This window comes from Mycobacterium sp. ACS4331 (genome assembly GCF_001667265.1).
GTDB lineage: Bacteria > Actinomycetota > Actinomycetes > Mycobacteriales > Mycobacteriaceae > Mycobacterium.
Genome location: NZ_LZHW01000004.1, coordinates 1 through 25,961, shown reverse-complemented (window position 1 = coordinate 25,961; position 25,961 = coordinate 1). Strand labels below are relative to the sequence as shown.

General features: G+C 68.8%; 17 protein-coding genes. 9 read left to right on the top strand and 8 right to left on the bottom strand.

The annotated features are described in order from the left end of the window. The first annotated feature begins 6 nt into the window (after nucleotides 1–6). The 6 genes from A5727_RS00665 (at nucleotide 7) to A5727_RS00640 (ending at nucleotide 8,157) form a co-directional block, all read left to right on the top strand. On the top strand, nucleotides 7–1,563 hold the full coding sequence (locus tag A5727_RS00665) for an acyl-CoA carboxylase subunit beta (protein WP_197507539.1): 1,557 nt from the start codon (nucleotides 7–9) through the stop codon (nucleotides 1,561–1,563). A 36-nt stretch (nucleotides 1,564–1,599) separates the two neighbouring features. After that, nucleotides 1,600–2,586: a DUF4331 family protein gene (locus tag A5727_RS00660; RefSeq protein WP_068242827.1), complete on the top strand. Its 987-nt coding sequence runs from the start codon at nucleotides 1,600–1,602 to the stop codon at nucleotides 2,584–2,586. Between the two features lie 133 nt (nucleotides 2,587–2,719). Beyond that, the gene (locus A5727_RS00655; RefSeq protein WP_068242824.1) at nucleotides 2,720–3,373 is read left to right on the top strand and encodes a nitroreductase; all 654 of its coding nucleotides are present in this window, start codon (nucleotides 2,720–2,722) and stop codon (nucleotides 3,371–3,373) included. Nucleotides 3,374–3,489: 116 nt separating this feature from the next. Continuing rightward, on the top strand, nucleotides 3,490–4,878 hold the full coding sequence (locus A5727_RS00650; protein ID WP_068242821.1) for an oxygenase MpaB family protein: 1,389 nt from the start codon (nucleotides 3,490–3,492) through the stop codon (nucleotides 4,876–4,878). 86 nt (nucleotides 4,879–4,964) lie between these two features. Further along, nucleotides 4,965–6,731, top strand: coding sequence for a DUF3556 domain-containing protein (locus A5727_RS00645; protein ID WP_068242818.1), 1,767 nt, complete (start codon nucleotides 4,965–4,967; stop codon nucleotides 6,729–6,731). Between the two features lies 1 nt (nucleotide 6,732). Further along, nucleotides 6,733–8,157 (top strand): phytoene desaturase family protein, encoded by a 1,425-nt coding sequence (locus tag A5727_RS00640; RefSeq protein ID WP_068242816.1) that lies wholly within the window; start codon nucleotides 6,733–6,735, stop codon nucleotides 8,155–8,157. A gap of 54 nt (nucleotides 8,158–8,211) precedes the next feature. Here A5727_RS00640 and A5727_RS00635 read toward each other — a convergent pair whose 3' ends face one another. From A5727_RS00635 to A5727_RS00605, 7 genes are all read right to left on the bottom strand, one after another. Beyond that, entirely contained in the window at nucleotides 8,212–11,424 is a 3,213-nt protein-coding gene (locus A5727_RS00635; RefSeq protein ID WP_068242813.1) for an arabinosyltransferase domain-containing protein, read from the bottom strand. Then, nucleotides 11,421–14,666: an arabinosyltransferase domain-containing protein gene (locus A5727_RS00630; RefSeq protein ID WP_068242810.1), complete on the bottom strand. Its 3,246-nt coding sequence runs from the start codon at nucleotides 14,664–14,666 to the stop codon at nucleotides 11,421–11,423. The genes A5727_RS00635 and A5727_RS00630 overlap by 4 nt, the downstream gene beginning before the upstream one ends. Before the next feature lie 130 nt (nucleotides 14,667–14,796). Next, nucleotides 14,797–18,042: an arabinosyltransferase domain-containing protein gene (locus A5727_RS00625; RefSeq protein ID WP_068242807.1), complete on the bottom strand. Its 3,246-nt coding sequence runs from the start codon at nucleotides 18,040–18,042 to the stop codon at nucleotides 14,797–14,799. Continuing rightward, on the bottom strand, nucleotides 18,042–19,898 hold the full coding sequence (locus tag A5727_RS00620; RefSeq protein WP_068242804.1) for a galactan 5-O-arabinofuranosyltransferase: 1,857 nt from the start codon (nucleotides 19,896–19,898) through the stop codon (nucleotides 18,042–18,044). Before A5727_RS00620 ends, A5727_RS00625 begins: the two co-directional genes overlap by 1 nt. A 1-nt stretch (nucleotide 19,899) precedes the next feature. After that, nucleotides 19,900–20,664 (bottom strand): decaprenylphospho-beta-D-erythro-pentofuranosid-2-ulose 2-reductase, encoded by a 765-nt coding sequence (gene dprE2, locus A5727_RS00615; RefSeq protein WP_068242800.1) that lies wholly within the window; start codon nucleotides 20,662–20,664, stop codon nucleotides 19,900–19,902. Next, complete coding sequence (gene dprE1, locus A5727_RS00610; protein WP_068242797.1) at nucleotides 20,665–22,035, bottom strand: decaprenylphosphoryl-beta-D-ribose oxidase; 1,371 nt, start codon at nucleotides 22,033–22,035, stop codon at nucleotides 20,665–20,667. It lies immediately after the preceding gene. A 57-nt stretch (nucleotides 22,036–22,092) separates the two neighbouring features. Further along, nucleotides 22,093–22,506: a GtrA family protein gene (locus A5727_RS00605; protein WP_068242794.1), complete on the bottom strand. Its 414-nt coding sequence runs from the start codon at nucleotides 22,504–22,506 to the stop codon at nucleotides 22,093–22,095. Between the two features lie 40 nt (nucleotides 22,507–22,546). Here A5727_RS00605 and A5727_RS00600 point away from each other — a divergent pair, with 40 nt between their 5' ends. Further along, a complete protein-coding gene (locus A5727_RS00600) occupies nucleotides 22,547–23,167 on the top strand; it encodes an HD domain-containing protein (RefSeq protein ID WP_068242791.1) in 621 nt (206 codons plus the stop codon). Between the two features lie 12 nt (nucleotides 23,168–23,179). On the opposite strand, the gene pdxR is transcribed toward A5727_RS00600, so the two are convergent. Then, complete coding sequence (gene pdxR / locus A5727_RS00595; RefSeq protein ID WP_068242788.1) at nucleotides 23,180–24,598, bottom strand: MocR-like pyridoxine biosynthesis transcription factor PdxR; 1,419 nt, start codon at nucleotides 24,596–24,598, stop codon at nucleotides 23,180–23,182. 61 nt (nucleotides 24,599–24,659) lie between these two features. Here pdxR and A5727_RS00590 point away from each other — a divergent pair, with 61 nt between their 5' ends. Further along, nucleotides 24,660–25,124 (top strand): carboxymuconolactone decarboxylase family protein, encoded by a 465-nt coding sequence (locus A5727_RS00590; RefSeq protein ID WP_502687643.1) that lies wholly within the window; start codon nucleotides 24,660–24,662, stop codon nucleotides 25,122–25,124. 230 nt (nucleotides 25,125–25,354) lie between these two features. Beyond that, the gene (locus tag A5727_RS00585; protein WP_068242782.1) at nucleotides 25,355–25,789 is read left to right on the top strand and encodes a pyridoxamine 5'-phosphate oxidase family protein; all 435 of its coding nucleotides are present in this window, start codon (nucleotides 25,355–25,357) and stop codon (nucleotides 25,787–25,789) included. The last annotated feature ends 172 nt before the right edge of the window (nucleotides 25,790–25,961 follow it).

Genomic DNA, 25,961 nt, shown 5'->3' with positions numbered 1-25,961 from the left:
CCCGCTGTGAACAGTCCGGTGACCACGGCCGAGAAGCTGGCCGAGCTCCGCGAGAAGCTGGAGCTGGCCAAGGATCCCGGCGACGAGAAGGCCAGGGCCCGTCGCGACAAGAAGGGCATCCCGTCGGCTCGGGCGCGTATTCACGCGCTGCTCGATCCGGGCAGCTTCCTCGAGATCGGGGCGCTGGCCAGGACACCCGGCGACCCCAACGCCTTCTTCGGCGACGGTGTGGTGACCGGGCACGGCACCATCAACGGCCGCCCGGTCGGTGTGTTCAGCCACGACCAGACGGTGTTCCAGGGCTCGGTCGGTGAGATGTTCGGCCGCAAGGTCGCCCGGCTCATGGAGTGGGTGGCCATGGTCGGCTGCCCGATCATCGGCATCAACGACTCGGCGGGCGCCCGCATCCAGGACACCGCGACCTCACTGGCCTGGTACGCCGAACTGGGCCGCCGCCACGAACTGCTGCGCGGGCTGGTGCCCGAGATCTCGCTGATCTTCGGCAAGTGCGCGGGCGGAGCGGTGTACTCGCCGATCCAGACCGACCTCGTGGTCGCGGTCCGCGATCAGGGCTACATGTTCGTCACCGGACCCGACGTCATCAAGGACGTCACGGGTGAGGACGTCTCGCTCGATGAACTGGGCGGCGCCGACGCGCAGGCCCGCTACGGCAACATTCATCAGGTGGTGGAATCGGAGGCCGCGGCGTTCCAGTACGTGCGCGACTACCTGCAGTTCCTGCCCGCCAACACCTTCGACGATCCGCCGATCATCAACCCGGGCCTGGAACCCGAGATCACCCCGCACGACCTGGAGTTGGACTCCATCGTGCCGGATTCGGACAACATGGCCTACGACATGATGGAGATCCTGCTGCGGATCTTCGACGACGGGGACGTGTTCCAGGTCGCCGAACAGGGCGGCCCCGCCATGATCACCGCGTTCGCCCGTGTCGACGGGCGCCCGGTCGGCGTCATCGCCAACCAGCCGATGCACATGTCGGGCGCGATCGACAACGAGGCCTCGGACAAGGCCGCGCGCTTCGTCCGGTTCTGCGACTCCTACAACCTGCCGCTGGTGTTCGTGGTGGACACCCCCGGGTTCATGCCGGGTGTCGAGCAGGAGAAGAACGGCATCATCAAGCGCGGCGGCCGGTTCCTCAACGCCGTCGTCGAGGCCGACGTCCCGAAGGTGACGTTCACGATCCGCAAGTCCTACGGCGGAGCGCACGCGGTCATGGGCTCCAAGCAGCTGTCGGCGGATCTGAACTTCGCCTGGCCCACCGCGCGCATCGCGGTGATCGGCGCCGAGGGCGCAGCTCAGCTGCTGGTGAAGCGCTTCCCGGATCCGACCGCGCCCGAGGTGCAGAAGATCCGCAAGGACTTCATCGAGGGCTACAACCAGGGCATGGCGGTGCCGTGGATCGCGGCCGAGCGCGGGTACATCGACGGCGTCATCGAGCCGCACGAGACCCGGCTGCTGCTGCGCAAGTCACTGCAGCTGTTGCGCGACAAGCAGATCCAGGGCCGCGTGCAGCGCAAGCACGGCCTGCTCCCAATCTAGGTCAGGTGACCAACTCGACATGGTTGGATAGGCGGTATGGCCGACTCACACACCGGGCTGAGCTCCAACCCACCACTGGGTGATGAGCGGCTCGACCTGCGCGATCTGTACGTCTTCCCCGCACCCGCCGACCCAGCGCACACCGTGTTGATCCTGACCGCCAACACAGGCGGCGAGACGCTCAGTCCGGATGCGGTCTACCGGATCAACATCGACAACGACGGCGACCTGCGGACCGACATCGCGTTCAGCTTCGTATTCTCGGAGCCGGGTGAGGACGGCACCCAGACGTTCGACGTCTACCTCGCGGTGGACAGCGACGCCGAGGAACCCCAGGCCGTCGGTTCCAGACTGTTCACCGGCGTGGAACTGACTCGCGGTGCTGCCACCGAGGTGCGCAGTTCCGGCAGTTTCACCGTCGCCGCCGGGGTGCGCAGCGACCCGTTCTTCTGCGACATCGACGGCGTGAGGAACCTCCTGAGCTTCGACGGCGAGCTCGGCAAGCGGCCGTCCCCGTGGACCGGTGTGGACTCCAACGTCGGCACCAATGTGATCGCGCTGGCGGTCGAGGTCCCGACGTCGGCTCTGGGGGCGGCCCCGGACATCCGGGTGTGGGGTCGGTGCACGGTGCGCCAGAACGGCGACTGGAACCACGTCGACCGGGTCGGGCACCCCGCGGTGCGCGGCTTCCTGGCCGATGACGAGACGCGCGCGGCGTACTACGCCACCAATCCCATCCAGGACCGCGAGCGGTGGATCGGTCTGTTCATCGACCGGATGAAGATGACCGGCGGTTTCACGCGGGCCGAGGCCATCGCGGCCATCGAGCAGGAGGGCACGCTGCCCGACCTGCTCACCTACAACCCCAACCTGCCCGCCGGATACCCCAACGGGCGGACCTTCGGCGATGACGTCGTCAGCTTCCGGGTCGACTTCCTGACCAAGGGGATCTGCCCGCCAGCCGGGCTGAGCCCGCACACCGACACCGTCGACGAATTCCCCTACCTGGGCCCCCCGCACTAGTTCTTTCGGCCTCGAGAAGAGCCTGGCGGACATGGACGCCCAGGTGGGCCGTCATCGCGGCCCTTCTCGGCGCACGCGGTGGTCGAGGAGCATCCTGTGGTGAGCAGACGCTGCGCGCCGTGAGGAGATCAGCATGTTCGACCTCGAGGACACCATCCGGTCACGCCGGTCGACTCGCCTGTTCCTCAGAGACGAAAGCGTGCCGCGGGAACTGGTGCAGGAGGCACTCGAACTCGCAATGCGGGCGCCGTCGAACTCCAACGTCCAGCCGTGGCAGGTGGTCTTCACCACCGGTCCGGCCCGGGACCGTCTGGTGGAGGCGCTGCTGACCGAGGCGCGGTCCCAGCCGCCGCGGGTGCCCGAGCTGCCGCCGGCATTCGCGCATCTGCGGCGCGAACTCGGCGCACACGTGTACGGGTCCATGGGCATCGCCAGGGACGACACCGAAGGCAGACGCGTTGCGGTACTGCGGAATTGGGAGTTCTTTCGGGCTCCGCTGGCTGGGATCGTCCACATGCACCGCGATCTGGACCACGTCGACAGCCTCGGGGTGGGGATGTTCCTGCAGACCCTGTTGCTGGCGTTGACGGCCCGCGGGCTCGGCACCTGCGTGCAGGTGGCCATCGCGGGCTACCCGGAGACCGTGCGCGCGCAGTTGGGACTGACCGACGACGCGCGGATCCTGTGCGGGCTGGCAGTCGGCTATCCGGACCCGGAATTCCCGGGCAACCGGCTGCGGGTGCGCCGCGATCCGGTCGCTGACCATGTCAGGTTCCTCGACAGCTGAGTCAGGGGCGTGACCGGCGTGGCGCATCGTTGCCGAACCGCTGTTCACATCGATCGAGCGCTGAGCTAACGTCATAATCAGTGTCCTGAATATTCGACTGCAAGTGAGGTAGCGGCATGACTGTGACCGGCGAGCGTCCGGAGGTCCTCCTCGAGGATGTCGACTTCAATCGACGGGACCACCCGGACCGGCCGCTGCGGCCCATTCCACCGGGTCGAGACCAGTTCGCCGACCAGTGGCGCCACATGCGCAAGTTCATGTTCGGACAATGGATCGACGTCGACAAAGAGGTCGAACCCAATGACATGACCCGCATGCGCGACGACTACTTCTGGCAGGGCGACGAACACATGATCGGCGTGGTCGACGCGTTCGAGCGCCTGGGCTACGAACGCGGGCGCGCGCTGTTCGAACAGGCTCTGACCCAAGGCATCGACACCGTCGAGGATCCCCCGCAGGAACTGGTCGACCTCTTCGAGCACCTCGATCAGCTGCCCGCACAGTTCGATCTCGTCGCCGCCGAACGCGGCCGCATGCTGGCGATGTCGAGCACAGCATGTGCCACCACGATCATCCGCGGATGGGCGGTCTACGAGACGGCCATGACGGGCGACATCTCCGCGGCCACCGGGGCCACGGGCCGATTCGCTGACGACGGGCCGCGCCGCTTCATCGAAACCGCCCGGGTGTTCTCGGAATTCACGCTGCCGGAGATCTTCGACCGGCACTCGCTGGCCTTCCAGGACGTGGTGCGGGTGCGGCTGATGCACGCGCTGGCCAGCCGCGGGCTGCGGCGCAAGTGGGGTGACGAGCTCTATCTCAAGTTCGGCGAACCCATCCCGGTGACGTCGCTGCTGGGGTTTGGAAGCGGCATGCTGCTCGGACGTCTGGTCGACCACGCATTCGGCCGCAGACTCACGCACTCAGAACTCGAGGATCTCGCCGAGTACTCCTCGTTCTCCGGACGGCTGTGGGGTGCTCCCGAACGGCTGTACTCCCCGAACGGCCTGGAACTGATCAAGTCGCTGAACTACGTCCTCGCCAGGGGCGGTAAGCCGTCCCCGTGGCGCGCCGAGCTCGTGGATGCCATCGCGGGGCCGGAACACCTGCAGACCCTCACCGAGACGCTGCCCGGGCCGCTGAAGAAGGTGGTGTACAAGTACGCCAACACGATCACCGCGAACATCGCATTCGCCCCGGCCGGCGTGGTGTTCGGGTACCAGCAGATCAACGCGATGCTGGAGGGCACCATGTTCGAATCGCTCGGCTACAACATCGAACGCCGAGTCCGGAACTTCGAGCGGCTCACCCGACTCAACGTCCGCATCGCGATGCTGGCCGACAGGGTGCCGTGGTCCAATCCGATCCGGGAACGCCGCAAGCGCACCGGCGCGGCCGCGCGTGAGCGCATCGCGACGCTCAACAAGATCGCCAGCGGCCGGCAGATCCCGCTGACCTACACCAGCCACGACCGGTCGACCTCGGGAGAGGGATTCACCGGCTAGTGCGCGGCTGACGTATCCGCGTCAAAACACTGAACCGGCGCGCGCGACCTTCCTACTGTTAGGGCAGCCGTCGCAAGGAGCCGCAGATGGGATTCATCACCCCGACACTGCCCGATGTCGACCACGATGAGTTCCTCGCGCTGCCGCTGATGGAACGCATCCGGATCATGGCACTCAAGTGGGTCGACGCGGGTTACGGCGTACCCCGGATGATCCACATCCTCTACATCGCCAAGCTGGTGGTGTTCTACGGCATCCTCGGCGTCACGATCGCCACCGCGACGTCGGATCTGCCCGCCTTCTGGCATGTCGGGCAGTGGTGGGATCAGCCGATCGTCTACCAGAAGGCCGTCCTGTGGACCGTGCTGCTCGAGGTGTTGGGGCTCGGCGGATCCTGGGGGCCGCTGGCCGGCAAGACCAAACCCATGACGGGCGGGTTCCGATTCTGGGCCAAGCCCAACACCATCCGCCTGGCGCCGTGGAAATGGGTGCCGCTGACCTCAGGTGACCGCCGCACCTGGGCCGACATCGCGTTGTACGTCGCGCTGATCGTGTCGCTGCTGGTGGCGCTGTGCGCCCGAGGGGCGGTGAGCCCGTCGTTGTCGGCCGCACTGCCCGACAACACCTCCGGCCTGGTGCCCCCGGCGCTGCTGATCGTGCCCATCGTGACGCTGATCCTGATCGGGCTTCGGGACAAGACGGTGTTCCTGGCCGCCCGGGGCGAGCAGTACCTGCCCGCGTTGTTCTTCTTTGCGACAATGCCTTTCGTCGACATGATCATCGCGGGCAAGATCCTCATCGTCACGGTGTGGTTCTGGGCGGGAGTGTCGAAGTTCGGGTGCCACTTCACCAGCGTGATCCCACCCATGGTCAGCAACAGTCCGTCGATGCCGCTGCGCTGGCTCAAGCGCGCGCACTACCGGCACCATCCCGACGATCTGAGACCGTCACACCTGGCGACGTTCATGGCGCACGGACCGGGCACCGTCGTCGAGATCTTCGCGCCGCTGACCCTGCTGTTCTCACCGTGGCCCTGGCTGACGGCCGTCGCGGTCGCCATCATGGTCGGGTTCCACCTGTTCATCATCTCCACCTTCCCGCTGGCCGTGCCGGTGGAATGGAATGCCCTGTTCGCCTACGTGACCGTGTTCCTGTTCCTGGGCTTCCCGAACTGGGCGGGGTACGGGCTCGGTGACATGTCGTCGCCATGGCTGGCGGTGCTGCTCATCGCGGCGTTGAGCTTCTACCCGGTGCTGGGCAACCTGCGTCCCGACCTGGTGTCGTTCCTGCCCAGCATGCGGCAGTACGCGGGCAACTGGGCCTCGGCGGTCTGGGCCTTCGCGCCGGGGGCCGAGGCGAAACTCGACCGGGTGACCCGGTCGTCGCCAAACCCGGTCGACCAGTTGATCGACTTCGGTTATGACCCGTCGACGGCCGAGATCTTTCATCAGCAGATCCTGGCGTGGCGCGCCCTGCACAGCCAGGGCCGCGGGCTGTACTCGGTGCTGCTGAAGAACCTGCCCGACATCGACCAACGCACCGTGCGGGAGGCTGAGGTGGTGTGTAACACGTTGGTGGGCTTCAACTTCGGAGACGGCCACCTGCACGACGAGGATCTGATCCGGGCGGTGCAGGACGAGGCGCGGTTCGAGCCCGGCGAGTTGATCGTGGTGTGGGTGGAGTCGCAGCCCATCCACCGTAGGATTCAGCACTACAAAGTGATCGACGCCGCGTTGGGAGTCATCGAACGGGGCACCTGGAACCCCGAGGACGCCGTGAACGCTCAGCCCTGGTTGCCCGACGGGCCCATTCCGTTGACGGTCACGTGGCGCCGCGATCAGGTCGGCGCCTGACGTGCCCACCGCCACCGTCGTGGGCAGCGGCCCCAACGGCCTGTCGGCGGCGATCGCCCTGGCGCGCGCTGGCCTGCAGGTCACGGTGCTCGAAGCGGCCGACGAGGTCGGCGGTGGCCTGCGCTCGCACGAGACGATTCTGCCGGGCCTGCTGCAGGACGACTGCGCGGCCTTCCATCCGATGGCCGTCGGTTCGAAGTTCCTGGCCTCGTTGCACCTGCAGGACCATGGCCTGCAGTGGTGCTGGCCCGAGATCGACTGTGCGCACCCCCTCGACGACGGCGATGCGGGCCTGCTGTACCGCAGCGTCGAGCACACCGCCGACGGACTCGGTGCCGACGGGAGGCGGTGGCGGGCGCTGTTCGCCGGTCCGTCGGCGGGGTTCGATGTGCTGGCCGACGACATCATGGGACCGTTGCTGAGGCTGCCGAGTCATCCGCTGGCCCTCGCCCGGTTCGGGGCGCCGACGGTGCTGCCGGCGTCCGTGTTCGCTCGGGTCTTCCGCACCACGAAGGCCCGCGCACTGTTCGGAGGCGTTGCCGCACACACCTTTCAACCCCTGCACCGCCCGCTGACCTCGGCGATCGGCCTGGGCATCCTCACCGCGGGGCACCGTCACGGTTGGCCGGTGGCGGCGGGCGGAACGCGCTCGATCACCCATGCGCTGGTGGCGGTGCTGACCGAACTCGGCGGCACCATCGAGACCGGCGTGCGGGTGCGGTCGGCGCGCGACCTGCCGCCGGCGGATGTCACGATGTTCGACCTCGCACCCCCCGCCGTCGCCGACATTCTGGGGGAGCGCCTGCCGGGCCGGGTGGCGCGCGCGTTTCGCCGATTCCGGTTCGGGCCCGGCGCGTTCAAGGTGGACCTCGCAGTCGAAGGCGGAGTGCCGTGGACCAATCCGGGCACTCGCCGGGCCGGCACCGTGCACCTGGGCGGCGACTTCGATGAGGTCGCGGCGACCGAACGCGACATCAACGCCGGGCGCATGCCGCAGCGCCCCTTCGTCCTGGTGGGCCAGCAGTATCTGGCCGATCCGCAGCGCTCCTGCGGCGATGTGCATCCGGTGTGGACGTATGCCCATGTGCCCAACGGGTATTCAGGGGATGCGACCGAGGCGATCATCGCCCAGATCGAGCGGTTCGCCCCCGGTGTGCGGGACCGGATCGTCGGGCAGGCCGTCCGCTCGACGACGGAGATGTCGGTGTACAACCCCAACTATGTCGGCGGCGACATCAACACCGGCGCCAAGGATCTCCGCCAGCTGGCGTTCGGCCCGCGCACCACGCTGGCACCCTACGACCTGGGCGTGCCGGGCATGTACATCTGCTCGGCGGCCACCCCACCTGGGCCCGGCGGGCACGGCATGTGCGGGTACAACGCGGCCACCCGCGCGCTCGCCTTCTTGGCGCCGAACTCGACGTAATGGCGGCGGCCACTCGCACTTCTTCGCCCAAACGTTCGTTTGGGCGAAGAAGTGTCACGGCTTGATCCGGATGTGGCCGGACTTCCACAGCCCCGACCGGGTGGCCTCACCCAGATCGAGCTCGGCGGGCGTCGCGTCGACGATGGTGTCGAACCTGCGCAGCGAACCCCAGTCCTGACCCCAGTCGCGGGACAGGTAGGTGGCCATCACGTGGGCCCGCAACAGCAGGTCGCTGACACCGAGAAGGCCGCCGTTCATGCCGTCCTGCCAGGTGTCGGTGCTCTGCAGCTTGGCGTAGTAGTCCGGGCTGATCCGGAAGCGCGGGACCTCGGTGACCCCGTTGGCGTGCAGCATCGGCCGCTGGCACGGGAACACCAGTCCCACCGCCCAGTCCATCATCACGGGCTGCTCCGATCCGACGTACTCCTGCACCGAGCGCAGTTCCGGCACGCGCGGCGGCGTCACCGCGACCCAGTCACCCTGCGTCAGAGAGCGGTCGTCGGCGACCACCCGAACGAACGTCGCGTCGGCGGGGATCTGGCTGCGCGGGTAGCGCAGGTTGCGCCAGGACGGGGTCGGGCCGACGTCGTAGGGCGTCAACCGGCCCGCGGGCACGGGTTGGCCGTCCGGGCCGGTGCGGCCGTACTCGAGCTCCACGGACTGCCCCTCGGTGCGGGCGTTGGCGACGCTGTCTCCGGTGATGGTGCCGGCGGCGGTCACCACCACCAGTGGGTGGGCATCGTCGGGCGCGGGCAGCTGGTACCACGCCGAGGTCAGCGTGCTCGGCTGCTGCGGACCCTGCACGTAGCTGCCGGCCACGGGCACCCGCTGCGGATCCAGCCCGTACGGCAGAGGCACGGTGGAACCGTTGACGCCGGGGCGGCTGAGCTTGACGGGCTGATCCCAGTCGTAGTCGCTGCCCGGCTTCGGATTGTTCAGCCGGATCGACTCGGCGACGATGTGGTCGGGAATCCCGTTGGGCGAGAAGCCGACCGGATTCTCCCCGCCGAGGGCGCCGAGCGGCCCGAAGCCGGTGCCCACCGGTGTCAGGAACCCGGCGTTGGGGTCGGGTTCGACGAGCACGTCATCGGCCATCCCGCAGCCTCCGCTGATGGCCCTCAGGTTCGCCCAGGCATTCGAGTAGGTCGGGTACTGCCGCACCGCGCCGATCGCCATCGAGGCGATGAACGCCACCACCATGAACCCCGCCGCAATCGGGATCGGAGCGGCCGTCAGCGCGTTGGTGATCCGCCCGTTGCCCCGGTCGCGGGGCGCGAAGTGCAGCCATGCCGCGTATGCGGCGAAGACGACGAACAGCGCGAAGAACAGTGTGCTGAGCGTGATTCCGCCGATGGCGGGGACGTCGTTGTTGAAGGGAACGCCGAACGTCGAGACGTACCACCAGCCGTTGGTCGACGCCCAGCACAGCGCCATGACGAACGACAGCGCGGCCAGGAACGCCACTCGGTTGCGGGCCCACCGCAGCACCGTCGGTGAGACCAGCACGGTGGTCAGGGCGGCCACCGCCGCACCCACGGCCGCGAACAGGCCCATGTGGTGCACCCACTTGGTGGGGGTGAACATCAGGAAGAAGATCGTCGCGAAGATGATCCCCATCAACCGCCAGACCGGCCCGCGGGCCACGCCGGGAACCCGCTTGCGCCGCAACATGATGAACATCGCGGTGAACAGCGACAGCGCGGTGATCATGAAGCCGAACCGGCGCGACACCGAGCCGTCGACGGTCTGCAGAATCAGGTAGTAGTAGCGCAGGTTCTCGGTGTACCACTCCTGGCTCGGCCCGATCGCCGTGCGAATTCTGGTGGCCTCCAACACCGTTGCCAGCGTCTGGTCGGCGAACACGACGGTCAGCACGACGGTTCCGGCCGCCAGCAGCGGCAGGACCAGCGGCCAGATGCCGACCACTCTGCGCCGTCGCATCAGGATCCGCAGGATGGGGCGACCGGCGGCGACCAGTGCCGCGACCGCGATCAGACCCGTCGGCTGGATGCCGAGCGTGAACGCCGCGGTGATGATCCCGAGGGCGGCCGGGGTCAGCCGGCCCGAACTGATGGCCCGTTCGATCAGCACATAGGTGATCAGTGCGCCGGTCGCGATCTGGCCCTCGGGGCGCAGACCGTTGTTGAACGGCATCCACGCCGCCAGCAGCACCAGTCCGGCCGTCCACAGGGCAGGACGGCTGGCCACGACGGCGGGCCCCAGCCGGGGCAGCACCTCGCGGGACAGCAGCAGCCAGCAGATCAGCGAGCAGACGAGGTCGGGCAGCCGGATCCAGATGCTGGCGTCGCTGACGTGCGTCATGAGCGCCAGCAGGTTGTAGTACCAGCCGAAGGGGTCCTCCGGGCTGCCGAACCAGCGGAAGTAGTTCGACATGTAGCCCGCATGGTCGGCGACCCGGGCCATACCCAGGATGTAACCGTCGTCCGACGAGTTCGCTCCGCCGATGTACCAGACCAGGAAGGCGCTGATCACCGTGGCGTCGACCAGGGTGAACGTCCGCCACCGGGTCGGGATGAGCCGCTGCATCCGCCGCCCGTCGAGGCGGTCCAACCGCCACAGCGCCAGCAGCGCGATCACGGTGGAGGCGATCGCGAGCAGGATCGCGGCGAGCTTGAGAGGCGTCGGCGCGGTGGAGAAGCGGGTGTCGATGTCGGCCGAGAACGACATGCCCTGAGCGGCCGGGCCGGTCAGATCGGTGAACACGCCGACGATCGCGGGGCGCAGGTTCGGGTCGGCGAACCCGGACTTCTGCTCGCTGCCGTCGGATTTCTTCAGGCCGACGAACGTGGCGTAGGTGCCCTCCTCCGAGGACGTGATCTCGATGCGCTGGCACTCCGGTGACAGCACCCGGGAACGGGGCACGCTGGCGATCACGACGTTGCGGTCGGTGACGTCGACGCGCTGAGCGGTCGCGTTGACCAGCAGCGCGTTCAGCGCGGCCTGCTTGCCCTTGGCGGGCGCGGTGCCCAGCACCAGGCCGCCCGACGGCGGCAGATCGCGGATCACCTCACACGGGATCGTGGCGGTCAGCGTCACCGGCGCCTGCGAGATCAGGGGTGCGGTGACGTTTCCGAACTGCCCGCCCTGTGGCCAGTTCAGCGTCGCGGTGGTCTGCACCACCGGCAGCAGCGGGGTGGCCACCGACAGGACGAAGCCGATCAGGCCGGCGACGATCGCGACCCAGCGGGCCACGGTGACATCGCGGGTCGCGTCGCGCGCGGCGGGCGCGCTCGTGACGGCGGTCATGGCAGCGCCCGAATCGGTCCGGTCCGGTACCAGCCGAACACCCGTTGGCTTCCGGTGTCGATCACGGCGTTCGGCGCCTGCTCGGCGGGAACCACGCGGATGAACCGTTCAATCGAACCCCAGTCTCGATACCAGTCGTCACGCAGATAGGACGGCACCGTCGACGTGGTCAGCAGGGCCTGGATGAACAGGAACGGGCCGCCGTCCTGGGCGGACTGCCACTGGTTGGACGACACGACCACCTGCTTGAAGTTGGGCAAGATCCGGTACTCCGGCAGTTCGGCGACTCCGAGGTGCTCGGAGAACGGACGCTGACAGGGGAAGTTGGCCGCTGTGGCGATGTCCATCAGCACCGGGGTCTGCGACCCGAGGAAGGCGCTGGCGGTCTCCAGGACGGGCACCCGCGGCGGGGTGAACGCGAACCACTGGTCCTCGGACAGGTTGGGATCGTCGGCGACCACGCGCACCACGTTGGCCTCCGGCGGCGCCCAGGCGAGCGGGAAGCGCAGGTTGCGCCAGGCCTTCTGCGGGATGACGTCGATGGGCTGGCTCTCGGACAGGGCCGTGAAGCCGCCGTCCGGGTTGCGCACGCCCCACTGCACCTTGAGCGACTGCCCGTAGTTGAACGCGCCCTCTTCGTCGTAGGACCAGATCGCACCGGCGGCGGCCATCGTCACCAGCGGCCGCTCCGGCGTGCGGGCGGGCAGCTCGTACCAGACCGAGGTCGCCTTGGCGGCCACGGTGTTCTCGCCATAGCTGCCCATCACCGGGGTGCGCTGCGGATCCAGGCCGAACGGCAGGAACACCCGGGAGCCGTTGACCCCCTCCGGTCCGTAGCCGCCGCCGGTGCCCGCCGCGTAACCGACGCCGATGTTCGGTTTGTCCGGCGGACCATCGGAGTTCACCGTGCCGGGGTTGCCGACGACCGGTTCGGCGGGTTCCAGCGTCTCGTTGACGCCGTTGGGGGTGAATCCGACCGGGTCCTCGCCGCCGAGCGGTCCGTACTCGCCGAACCTCTGGCCCGGGACCGGTACGAGCAGCCCGGCGTTGGTGTCGGGCTCGACCAGGACGTCGTCGGCCATCGCGCAGCTGTCGGCGTTGGTCAGCGCCGAGACGTTGGCCTTGGCGGTGGTGTAGACGGGGTAGCGCTGGACGAAGCCCTTGGCCATCGACCCGACCTCGAGCACCACCATGATGACCGCGACCACCAGCAGCGGTGTCGAGGCCAGTACGCGGTTGCGGCGGGTGTTCTTGACCTCGGTGTGGCCCGCGTAGTCGATCCGGAAGTGCAGCCATGCGGTCAGCAGGCCGGTCAGGATCGCCAGCATCAGAAACATCGTCGTGACGGGCTGCCCGGCCAGCACCGGCTGCTTGTCGAACCACGGCACGCCGTAGTTGCCGGTGTAGAACCACCCGTTGATGCCCGAGGTGGCCCAGGCCAGCACGAACAGCAGCGCGGTCACGTACAGCGCCAGGTTGCGCCGGCTGTGCAGGCCGACCCGGGCGAACGCGAATGCGGTGACGGCGCCCAGCGCACCCGCCAACCCGGCGAACGCGCCGAACTGGATCGCCCACTTGGTCGGGGTGAAGGTCAGCAGCAGCAGGCCGACCGCGGTGCTGCCGATCAGCCGCCAGACCGGGCCGTTGGCCGCGCCCGGCACCCCGCCGCGCCGCAGCAGCACGGTCAGCATGCCGAACAGGCACAGCAGCAGAATCAGGACCGCGAAGCGCCGGGTCATGGAACCGTCGACGCTCTCCTCGACGGTCAGGAAGTAGTACCGCAGGAAGTCCTGATACCAGGCGATGGTTGGGCCCACGACGTACTTGATGCGGGCCGATTCGGCGACGGTCGCCAGGGTCTGGTCCCGGAAGATCACGACGAAGATCAGCGACAGCGCCGCGACCAGCGGTGCGACCTGCGCCAGGAGCCCGTCGACCGGCCGGCGGCCGCCGATCACGCGGGCCACCGCCCGGGCCCCGACCAGCAGCGGGGCCACCGCGATCAGGCCCTGCGGCGCGAGCGTGACGCTGAACACCGCGACGATGATCGCGACCGCCGCGGGCCACAGTCGGCGAGTGCCGATGGCGTTCTCGACCAGCGCCCAGGTCGCCAGCGCGCCGAGCGCGATCAGCGGTTCGGGCCGCAGGCCGTTGTTGAACGGCAGCCAGGCGGCCAGGAACACCGCGCCGCCGGTCCACACCGTGACGCGGTTGACGGCCAGCGCCCGGCCCAGCCGCGGCAGCGCCCAGCGGGACAGGATCAGCCAGGTGGCGATGCCGGCCAGGGTGGCGGGCAGGCGCAGCCACACACCGTGCGTGCTGATCCCGGCGAGCTGGGCCAACACCGACTGATACCAGTCGAACGGGGCCTCGGTGGCACCGAAATAGCGGTAGTAGTTGGCGCTGTAGCCGGCTTCGTCGGAGATCCGCGCAATGGTCGTGTTGTAGCCGTCGTCCGACGACGTCGCGCCGATCAGGTGCCACAGCAGCAGGGTGCCGATCACCCCGACGTCGGCCAGCCAGGTGGCCACACCGACGCGCGCGAAGCGCCGCCACGCGTGGGCGACGCGCCGTCCTGAGCGCCGGTCCAGCAGTGCCAGCGCGACGATCGAACCCACCACGCACACCACGCCGAGGACCATCGCGAGCAGCTTGATCGTCGTGGGTGAGCTGATGAAGCGGGTGTCGACGTCGACACGCGCGCTCAAGCCGGGCTCCGCGGGGACCTTCAGGTCGGTGAACAGGCCGGCGACCTGCGGCTTCTTCTCGATCGGCAGGGTGCCGACGGCACCGGGGATGCCGACGAAGTCCGCGCCGACCCCGCCCAGGTTGGCCCAGATGTGCAGCGTGCTGCAGGCCCCGGAGTCCACCTGTTCCCGCGGTGCGGCGGCGGCCACGGAGTCGCGGAAGGCCACGAACACGGTTTCGGCGTTGGCGCGTACGAACAGGCCGTTGCGGCTGGCGTCGATGCCGGCGGCGGGCACCGTGGAGAACACCACCCCGCCGTTGGCGGGCAGGCTCGCCACGGCGCGGCAGGGAATGGAGACGTCGAGGGCCAGGGGCGCGCCGGAGACCAGAGGAGCAGTGAGATCGCTGACGTTGCCGTCGGCGGCGGGGGCCTGCGGCCACGTGATGGTGGCGGTGGTCTGCTTCACCGGCAGGAGCGGAACGAGTCCGCACAGCAGCACCCCGGCGATGCCCGCGACGACAGCGATCAGGCGGGCGATGCGGAGGTCTGGCACGAGGGTCGATGGTATGCGACGGGCCTGTGCGGGGTTACGACGCGTTGACTCCCGCGCGCCGAAATCGACGCAATGGCGAGTTCCTCTCGCACTTCTTCGCCCATGCGTTCGTTTGGGCGCAATCGGGGGGCTACGACGGGCGCAGAGGCGCCGGACTCCACAGTCCGCTGCGCTCCGCCGACCCGAGGTCGATGTGCGCGGGGGTGGCGCCCGGATAGAACTGCACCAGGCGCTGCAGCGAACCCCAGTCCCGGAACCAGTCGCCCTGCAGATACGTGGGCACGGACTCGGCGCGGAACAGCAGTTCGGTGATGCCCAGCGGGCCTCCGCCCAGGTAGTCCATGACGGGCGAGTTGGCCTCGGCGCCGAAGCGGTCGGGCAGGATGCGCCACTTGGGCACCTCGGTGACGCCGTTGCGGTGCCCGAACGGACGCTGGCACGGGAACGCGAGGCCCACCAGCCAGTCCAGCATCACCGGGTCCTGCGAGCCGACCACGGTCTGCAGCGTCTGCAGTTGAGGGATGCGCGGCGGTGTCACCGCGATCCAGTGCTGTGGGGCCAGGTCGTCGTCGGTGGCCGCGATCCGGATCTGGGTGGCCTCGCGCGGAATGGCGGCCAGCGGCGCGCGCAGGTTGCGCCAGGACGGCGCCCCGCCGACGTCGGCGAAGCCGACCGATCCGCCGGGCTTGTTCTGCTCGGCCTGCTCGTCGGTGGCCCACTGCACCACCACTTCACCCGGATCGAAGCGTCCGGCGGCCGAGACCACCAGCAGGGGACCCGCCTCGTCGCGGGGGGGAAGCCGGTACCACGCCGAGCGCATCACGGCGGGCTGCTGGACACCCGCCCGCCAGCTGCCGAGCACCGGAGTACGCGCGGGATCCAGGCCGTAGGGCAGCCGGGCCCGGGAGCCGTTGGCCCCGGCGGCCGCCGTCGTCCCGCCCTCGGTGCCGGGCTCGCTTTCGGTGTCGTCGTTCGCGTCGGTGTTGGCGAAGTTGTCGCTGCCCGGTTGGTCGGACACCGCGTCCGGGGATACGTCGGACGGGATCCCGTTGGGCGAGAAGCCGATTGACGTCACTGATCCCAGTGCTTCACCGACTGGTACGTCCACCGGGGACAGCAGACCGACGTTGGGATCCTGTTCGACCATCACGTCGTCGGCCAGCCCGCACGTTCTGCCGGTCAGTGCGTCGAGGTTGGATCGGCCCACCGACCACGCCGGGTACTGCGCGGTCATCCCCAGCGTCAGTGACAGCACCTCGAAGATCACCAGCGCCCAGGCCGCCAGCGCCAACGGCGAGTGCAGGATTCGTCCCGCCCGGGTGGACCGCCACGGTGTGTCACCACGCGCGGAGAAATGGAAGTACACGGCCAGGATCAGCGTCAGCAGCGACAGCCCGAGCAGGAACGTCGTGAAGCCGAAGCGCCACTCGGGGAACTCGTTCGACCACGGCACACCGAAGTTCGAGACGTACCACCAGCCGTTGACGCTGGCGAACGACAGCGCCATGACGAACAGCACGACGGCGCCGAAGATCGTCCGGTTGCGCCGCGACTTCATGGCGTAGGCGGTCACCGCCACGGCGGCCAGTGCGCCGAGCGAACCGGCCAGGCCCGCGAACACCCCGAAGTGGTGGGTCCACTTGGTGGGCGTGAGCATCAGCGCCAGGAACGAGATGATCGTGATGCCGATGATGCGCAGGCTGGGGCCGGCGGCGGTGCCCGGAATCCGGCCCTTGCGCAGTGACATCGCGATGGAGACGCCGAGGGCCGCCAGCAGCGCCAGCACCGCGAAGCGCCGGGCCACCGAACCGTCGGGGGTGGCCAGGAACAGCCGCTCGTAGCGGGTGTGCTCGTCGAACCAGCTCAGGCTCGGTCCGATCAGCGACTTGAACGAGCTCGCCTGGATCTCGGCGGCGAACGTCTGGTCGCGGAAGATCAGGATCGCGGTGACGGTGACCGCGGCGGCCAGTGGCGCCAGCAGCGGCAGCAGGCCGAACTGGCCGGAGCGGCGGCGCAGGATGGTCCGCAGCGGGCCGATGGCCACCAGCAGCGCGCCGATCGACGCGATGCCGGTCGGGCCCGAGAACAGCGTCAACGCGCCGATGATGCAGGCGACGGCGACCGGCAGCAGCCGGCTCGTGGCGACCGCGCGCTCGACCGAGCACCAGGTCAGCAGGATGCCGAGGGCGATGATCGGTTCCGGACGCAGCCCGTTGTTCAGGGGCAGCCAGAACGCCAGGAACATGCCGGCCGCGGTCCAGCAGGCGGCCGTGCTGTGCTTGACCGCCGCACCCAGACGGGGGATGACCTCGCGGCTGATCACCCACCAGCAGGCCAGCGCCATCAGCAGTGTGGGCAGCCGCATCCAGATGCTGGCCGTGCTGACGTGTGACCACAGCGCCAGCAGGTCGTAGTACCAGCCGAACGGTGCCTCCGGCGTGCCGAACCAGCGGTAGTAGTTGGCCATGTAGCCGGCGTTCTCCGACACCCGGGCCATGGTCAGGATGTAGCCGTCGTCGGAGGTGTTGGCGCCGACGAAGTGCCACCACACCAGCACCGCCGCCACCAGGGCGTCCAGACCCGACAGCGACCACCAGCGCGACGGCAGGAACCGGCGGTGCCGGACGCCGTCGGCGGTGTCCAGCACGTGCAGTGCGATCAGCGCGGCCACGGTCATCACCAGGCCGAGGATCATCACGACGAGCTTGAGGGGCGTCGGGGCGGTGCTGTAGCGGGAGTCGATGGTGGCCGACAGGCTCAGGCCCGGCGGGGCGGGACCCGTCAGGTCGGTGAAGACGCCGACGATCTGGGGCCGGAAGTCGTAGCCGCCGCGCTCCCCGGCCAGCGGCGCGTCCGGCTCGTCGGGCGTGGAGTCGATGCCCTGCGCCTGGGTCAGGCCGACGAACTCCGCGGTGACCTTGTCGGCGTGCGCGGTGAACGTCAACCGCTCGCACTGTGGGCTGAGCACCGCGCTCATCGGTGCGACGACGACCGGGGTGTTGCGCACCACGACGTTGAGGTTGCCGTTGGCGCGTTCGATCAGCAGGCCGCGGTCGACGGCCTTGGGGGCCTGCTTGGGCACGGTGGACAACAGCACCGTGCGATTGCCCGTCAGTCCGGCCGCGACCTGGCAAGGCACGCTGATCTCCAGGTCGGTCGGGACGTAGGAGATCAGTGGTGCGGTGACGCTGCTGAACTCGCCGTTCTGCGGCCAGTTCAGTTCCGCGGTGGTCTGCTTGACCGGCAGGAACGGCGTGGCGATGGCCAGCAGGACGCCGAGCAGACCGGCGAGAACGGCGACGTTGCGCGCCACTCGATACTTGGGTGCCCCGTCATCCACGGACCTAGATGGTAATTGCCGCTGCATTGTGGCCATCAGCGCTGGTTCCTGATCGCCAGCACGAACGGTCCGATGGTCTGTGTGGTGAAGTGCGGTTCGTCGAACAACGCGGAATCCAGTTCCACGGTGTAGCGCCGCACGTTGGGCTGATTCGGGTACACATCCTCGGCTAGGCGCAGCGTGTAGGTGCTCCCCGACCCCGTGCCCGCACCGCGGCGCATCAGGAACACCGTCGGCGCCTCCCACGGCAGCTCGTCGAGGGCCTTGACGAAGGCCTCGGCGTCGTCGAGATCAGACCACGACTCGATCGCCGCCGCGCGGTCGTCGAACTGCGCCAGCGGGTTGGCGTAGTGCGAGGTCAGGCCCTGGAAGCCGAGGTACGGGTAGAACGACAGGAAGCTGTAGTCCGCGGTCAGCACCACGGTCTCGTCGCGGGGCCGTCCGGTGGCCTCGACGATCGCGGAGTCGATCTCGGCGTAGTACTTCTCCGAGGCGGGCGGCCTGCGGTCTCCGCGCTGCCCGTAGCCGTCGGTGTCGGTGTAGGCCACGGCCAGGTCGGGGCGCAGCGTGTCCGGGATGTCCTGGCTGAACGCCATGCCGCCGGCGATCCCGACGACGGCCGCGACGGGGATCAGCGCGCGATTCCACCGGGCGGCCGCGGCGAGGGTGAACTCGATGAACCCGAACGCGCCGGCCGCGGCCAGCAGCGCGGTCAGGGTCGGCTGCAGCCGGAACGACAGCAGGGTGGTGCCGGCCAGCGTGGTCAGCATGGACAGCAGCGACCACAGGTAGACCGTCAGCACGCCGATCGCCAGTGCACCGGCCCGCACCGACGACCTCGCCCGGACGATCAGCCAGATCGTGCCGAGCATGCAGAGCGCTCCGAGCAGCGAGAACTGCAGCATGGGGAACGTCAGCACCGCGCCGTCCGCGGGCAGGTAGTGCTGGGCGCTGCCGGTGTCCGACAGGGGGTCGCGCAGCGCGCGCAGCACGAACGGAAGCCAGGTGATCGCGGCGATCGCAAGCGCGATCACGCCGGCGACAGCCAGCCTGACCAGCGGGTCGACACTGCGCCGGGCGATCGCGACCACCACGGCCATCACGGTCACGGTCAGCGCGGCAAGGCCGAGCAGCAGCGTGTAGAACGTCGCCGTCACGCCGAGGAACACCCCGACGCCGACGATCGCGGCCCAACCCCCTCCGCGTTCACCGGCCCTCAGGCCCGACCACGCCAGCACCAGCACCGGCGGCAGCAGAACCGTGACGATCGCGCTGTAGGGCTCGGGGGAGGCATAGGCCAGGGTCACCGCGGCCGTGGTGATCGTGACGATCAGGGCGTACTCGAAGCGCACCAGCGCGCTCCACAGCACGAAGGCCAGCACGACCGCGATCGCGATCGAGGTGATGGCCCACGGCTTGTACATCTCCCAGCCGGGAGTCCCGGTCAGCGCGGCCGCGCGGCCCCCGAGCCAGAACCAGCCCGGCGGGTAGAACGGCGGCAGGCCCGCGTAGGTCATATCGCGCAGCGCTGGGCTGTCGGTCAGCCGGGTCAGGTACTCGGTGCGGAACTGCTGATCGACCGAGATCCCGAACAGATACAGCTTGGTGGCCCCCAGCGGCATGCCCAGGGTCGCGACGACGAACGCGGCCAGAAAGACGACCGCGGTCAACTGCGCGACGACGCGCCTGCCGCGGCGCCACAGCCAGCCGGCGGCGAGCAGCGCCGCCAGGCAGCCGAACTGACCGACCGTGGTCAGCGCATGCAGTTGATTGCTCGACGGGAAGGCGGGCCACTCGACACGGCTGATCGCGATCAGCGCCAGCGCGCAGACGACGACGGCGATCGCCGTCGCCAGCAGCATGCGGCCGGCGCTCGAAAGCGCGCTCTTCATGTCAGATGGGCAGCTTGCGGAAGATGGGACGGGGAATGTGGCGCAGGATCATCATCACGTAGCGGAACGCACCCGGCGCCCAGACCAGATCCTTGCCCTTGGCGGACGCGGTGACCGCAAGATCGGCGACGTACTCCTTGTCCACGGTCAGCGGCGCCTCCTTGACGTGCGCGCTCATCCGCGTGCGCACCTGACCCGGGCGGATCACAAGCACGCGAACGCCGTACTCGCGCAGCGCCTCCCCGAGCCCCAGGTAGAACCCGTCGAGTCCGGCCTTGGTGGAGCCGTAGACGAAGTTGGACCGCCGCACCCGCTCGCCGGCGGCCGAGCTCATCGCGATGATCTGCCCGTGTCCCTGGGCGCGCATCTTCTCGCCAACCAGAACGCCGACGGAAACCGCTGCGGTGTAGTTGATCTCAGCGATCTGCACGGCCTTGCGCTGGTTCTGCCACAGTTCCTCGGCGTCACCGAGCAGGCCGAACGCGACGATGGCGACGTCAACCTCGTGGTCGGCCCACGCGGCGTCGATGACGCCGGGATGGCTCTCGGTGTCGACGGCGTCGAAGTCGATCAGTTCCACGGATTTGGCACCCGCGGCCTGCATCTGTGCGACGGCGGCCTCGCGGCCCGGGTCGTCGGGCAGTGCCGCCAGCACGATGCGGGCCGGCTGATTCTTCAGGTACCGCTCGCAGATCGCCAGGCCGATCTCGGAGGTGCCTCCGAGCAGCAGAATCGTCTGTGGGTTGCCCACGGCGTCGAACACCATCTACTGAAGCTCCAAACGTCGGGCCATGTCGGACATGAAGACCCCGTCGGGGTCGACACTGCGGCGCACCTTGATCCACTCGTCGATGCGCGGGTACATGGCGTGGAAGGTCTCGGCGGTGGTCCGGGAGTCCTTGGCGGTGTAGAGGCGTCCGCCGAACTCCAGGACCCTGCGGTCGAGTTCGTGCACGAATTCGTTCAGTCCGGCCTTGATCGGGAAGTCAACGCACACGTTCCAGCCCGGGATCGGAAAGCTCAGCGGCGCTTGGTTTCCCGGCCCGAAGAGCTTGAACACATTGAGGAACGAGTAGTGCCCGGAACCCTGGATGTCACCGATGATGCGCTTGAACTCCTCGACGGCCTCCGTCGGCACCACGAACTGGTACTGCAGGAAACCGGCGGGTCCGTACGCCCGGTTCCACTCCCCGAACATGTCCAGCGGGTGATAGAACTGCGTCAGGTTCTGCACCTTGTTGCGGTAGGTCCCCGACTTCCGGTACCAGAGTTCGCCGATGGGGCCGAACGTGTATTTGTTGGCCAGCCCGTTGGGAAACATGTCGGGCAGCGTGAGCAGTTGTGGCGCATCGAATTTCAGTGGATTGCGCGCCAACTTGGCGGGCAGCTGGTCGAGCTTGGCCAGCGACCCGCGTGAGATGGCCGCGCGGCCGAGCTTCGGCGGCGCACTGATGGCGTCGAACCAGGCACTGGAATAGGTGTAGTTGGCCTCGCTGCCGTCGCTGTGGAAGGCGATGGTCTGCTCGAGGCTCGCGGTGACGTCGCCGTCGGCGATGAAGTACGCGGTCTCAGTGCGGGTCATCTCGATCGTGGCGCGGAGGATGATGCCGGTCAGGCCGTTGCCGCCCACGGTGGCCCAGAAGATGTCGGCGTGCTCGCCGTCCGGGGTCAGGTGCAGGATCTCGCCGGAGGCCGTCAGCAGGTCGATCGAGCGCACGTGGTTGCCGAAGCTGCCGGCGCTGTGATGGTTCTTGCCGTGGATGTCGCAGGCGATCGCCCCGCCGACGGTGACCTGCCGGGTGCCCGGCAGCACCGGCACCCACAGTCCGAACGGCAGTGCGGCCTTCATCAACTGGTCGAGGTTGACGCCGGCGTCGACGTCGACCATCGCGGTGTCTGAGCTGATCGAGTGGATGGTGTGCAGCGCAGTCATGTCGACGACCAGACCGCCGCCGTTCTGGGCGTTGTCGCCGTAGGACCGCCCCAAGCCGCGGGCGATGACGCCGCGGCCGGAGGCTTCGGCGGCCTGTGTGACCGCGTTCGCGATCTCCGCGGGATCTGGGGTGGACAGCACCTGGGCCACTGAGGGAGCGGTGCGTCCCCAGCCCGTGAGGCGCTGCGTCGTGAGGGTGGACATCGCTGGCAAGGGTACCGCGCGCACTCGTCAGTCCACGCCCGCCGAGATTCCCCACCGTCAGCGCAGGCGGAAGATCACCGCTCGCTGGACCACAAAGTTGATGACCGTGGCGGTGCCCTGCGCGATGACGAAGGCGACCGGCACCTGCCACGGCTGACCCGCGAACTTGAGATAGAAGAGGTAGTTGATGCCGACCTGGACGGCGTAGGTGAGCGCGTAGAGGACCATGACCGCGATGAACCGGGCGCGGCTGGGCGGTGCCTGGAACGTCCATCGACGGTTGATGAGGTACGCCGTGGTGGTGCCCGCGATGAAACTCAGCGTCTTTGCCACGTTGACGTGCAGGCCGAGCGCCAGCAGCGCGATGTAGAGCCCGAAGTCGACGATCGCCGACAGCCCTCCGGTGAGCAGGAAGCGCAGCACCTGGGTCTTCAGGCTCAGGCGGGTGTCATCGGAAGCTGTCTCGGCCATCGCGGGAAGCTTACGACCCCGGTGTTGCAAGAATGGATGCGTGGAGGATCTGGTTCGGGCGTGGCGGGCGCTGCTGGCTCCGCTCACAGCGTCGCCCGACGTCGACGCGGCCGGTCAGGTGCTGCTGGAATGCTGGGCCGAACCCCACCGGCACTACCACGACCTCGCGCACCTGCGTGGTGTGCTGAGCGCCATCGACGACCTCGAGCACCTGGCGGAGGATCCGGCCGCGGTCCGTCTGGCCGCCTGGTACCACGATGCGGTCTACGCCGGGAGGGCCGACGACGAGGAGCTCAGCGCGGTCATGGCGGAGAAGGCACTGTCGGCGCTGGGCCTGCCCGCCGCGTTCGTGGCGGAGGTGGCCCGGCTGATCCGGATGACCGTCGAGCACAACCCGGTCGCGGGGGACAGCAACGGCGCGGTGCTCTCGGACGCGGACCTTGCGGTGCTCGCCCTGCCACGTGCGGACTATCAGCGCAATTCGGCCGCGGTGCGTGCGGAGTACGCGCACGTGCCCGAGGCGGATTTTCGGGCGGGGCGTGCCCGTGTCATCAGAGCACTGCTGGCCGAGCCACATCTCTACCGCACGGCCACGGCCCGGGAACGGTGGGAGCGGGCGGCGCGGGAGAATCTGGCCGCCGAGTTGGAGACGCTCAGCTGAGCCTGCTGGACGTCAGTGGATCGTCTGGGCGAGCACGTCGCACAGAGCATCGACCGCGCTCGGGAAGGCGTGTTGGGCGGGCGTCCCGAAGTTCACCACGACGCCGTCGGGTCGGGGAACGTCGTTGTCTGCCAGCGGATGTCGAAGCCGCGACAGGCTCGCGATGCCGACGCCGGCCTCGCCTGCGCGCCGCAGCATCTCGGCCTCCGCGCCGTCCGGCAGCAGCAGAAGCAGGTGCAGCCCAGCCGACAGGCCGCTGACGGTGACTGCGGGTTCGAACGGCGCCAGGCGGGACACCAGTGCGTCGCGGCGGCGGCGGTATTCGGTGCGCATACGGCGAATGTGCTTGTCGTAGTTGGCCGTTGCGATGAAGTCAGCCATGGTCAGTTGCGTGATGCCGTTGACCATCCACTGCTCACCGCCCGCCGCGGCCACGGCGGGGTCCACCAGATCGGCCGGCAGCACCATCCAACCGAGGCGAAGCACCGGACTCAGGCTCTTGCTCGCGGATCCCAGATAGACCACCCGCTCCGGTGCCAGGCTCTGAAGGGCGCCGATGGGCTGCCGGTCGTACCGGAACTCGCCGTCGTAGTCGTCCTCGAGCACGTAGCCTCCGCTGCGGTGCGCCCAGTCCACGATCGCCGTGCGCCGGGTGGGGTGCAGCGGCACCCCGTGCGGGAAGTGATGGGCCGGAGTCACCAGCACCGCCGGCGTGCTCAGGGAATCCAGATCGGTTACCGCAACACCCATTTCGTCGAAGCCGAGGGGCGTGGTGGAACCCCCCGCCTCGGCGATGCAGTCCCGGAACAGGAACAGTCCGTAGGCCTCGACCGCAATGCGTGCGGCGGGACCGAACATCCGGGTCAGGATCTGCAGCGAATGCCGGGTGCCCGCGGTGATCACCACGTTCTCGGGTGACACCCGTGCCCCGCGGGCGCGGGCGAGGTATTCGGCCAGTGCACGGCGCAGTTCGACGCGGCCGCGGGGATCGCCCATCCGCAGGGCCTCGGTGGGCGCGTTGTTCAGTGCCCGCCGGGTCGAGGCGATCCACGCCGCACGCGGAAACTCCGCGACATCAGGTGAACCGGGCAGCAGGTTGTGCCGCGGCGTCGGCGGCGCCCCCCGAGGCCGAGGCGTCGACGGGGTGTGGGACTGGTTCACCACCCAGGTTCCCGAGCCCTGGCGGGAGGCCAGCCACCCTTCGGCCACCAGCTCGGAGTAGACCTCGGCGACGGTGTTGCGGGCGACCCCGAGATCGGTGGCCAGCGCCCGGGAGGGTGGCAGGCGGGTGCCGGGAGCCAATCGCCCGGACCGCACGGCCTCCCGCAGCGAGGTCAGCAGGGTATCGCGCACACCCCTGGTGCCGGGAGCGACGGCTTCGCGGAGATCAAGGTGCAGGTCGTAACCGGCCGAATTGGCCCGCGAAATCACCGCTGAATTGAACCATGAACGGAGGCCTTTTCGGGCCTACCGTCGAATCATGACCACAGTCCTGGAATCCACAGAAGCCGTTTCGCGCATCCAACTCAACCGGGTCGTCCCCGAGGTGTACGAGGCGATGCTGAACTTCAGCGCCGCCGCCACCAAGGGAGTCGATCCCACACTCGCCGAGTTGATCAAGATCAGGGCATCGCAGCTGAACCACTGCGCGTTCTGCCTCGACATGCACAGCCACGACGCCCGTAAGCAGGGCGAGACCGAGCAGCGGATCTACCTGCTGTCGGCCTGGGAGGAGGCCGGGTCACTGTTCACAGAGAAGGAGCAGGCCGCGCTCGCGCTGACCGAGGAGATGACCGACCTGACCCGCGGCGGCCACGTCTCGGACGCGGTGTACACGCGCGCCGCCGAGGTGTTCACCGAGGAGGAGTTGGCGCACGTGATCGCGCTGATCACCGTGATCAACTCCTGGAACCGCTTCAGTGTGTCCACCCGGGTTCGGCCACCGCGGCGGAAGTGAGTCAGGTGCAGGGGATTCCGTGCGGGCCGCCGATCCACTGACCGGGCGGTGAGTGCCATGGACAGACCTTCTTGGCCTGTCCGGGCGGCAGCGGGTTCCACTGGATCCTGTCGATGTTCGGAATGTTGGGCACCCGAAGCCCAGCGCACTCACCCGTCTGGGGTCATAGGGCCTTGCGCAGATGCCGCACGACCCTGGCGGAATCCTGCGGCGGTCCCGAGAATGGCAGCATGACTGCAGAAGCCGAACCCGTCGTCCCCCTGACCGAGGACGAGAGCTGGGATCTGTTGTCCGGCGTCCACCTGGGTCGGCTCGTCACCACCATCGGGGGCCGGGCGGAGATCTTTCCGGTCAACTATGTGGTGCAACGCCGGACGATCCTGTTCCGCAGTGCGGAGGGCACCAAACTGTTCGGCACGGTGATGAACGACCAGGTGCTGTTCGAGGCCGACGATCACAACGTGGCCGGCGGTTGGAGTGTCATCGTCCGCGGCACCGCCGAGGTGCTCTATGGCGCCGAGGAGATCGAGGACGCCGAGAGGGCCGGGCTGTATCCGTGGATCGCGACCCTCAAGCTGCGGTTCGTCCGGGTCACCCCGACCGAGATCTCGGGCCGGCGGTTCGTGTTCGGCCCGGAACCCGACGAGGGCCTCGTCCCCGGCTGACCCCCCACGCTCGACCCGCGCCGTTGCAGGACAGCAGTCGGGGCCCCCCCCCCCGGGGGGGGGGGGGGCGGGGGGGGGGGGGGGGGGGGGGGGTGGAGGGGGGGGGGGGGGGGGGGGCGGGGTGGGGGGGGTGTCGGGGGGGTGGGGGGGGGGGGCTGAGGGGGCGGGGGGG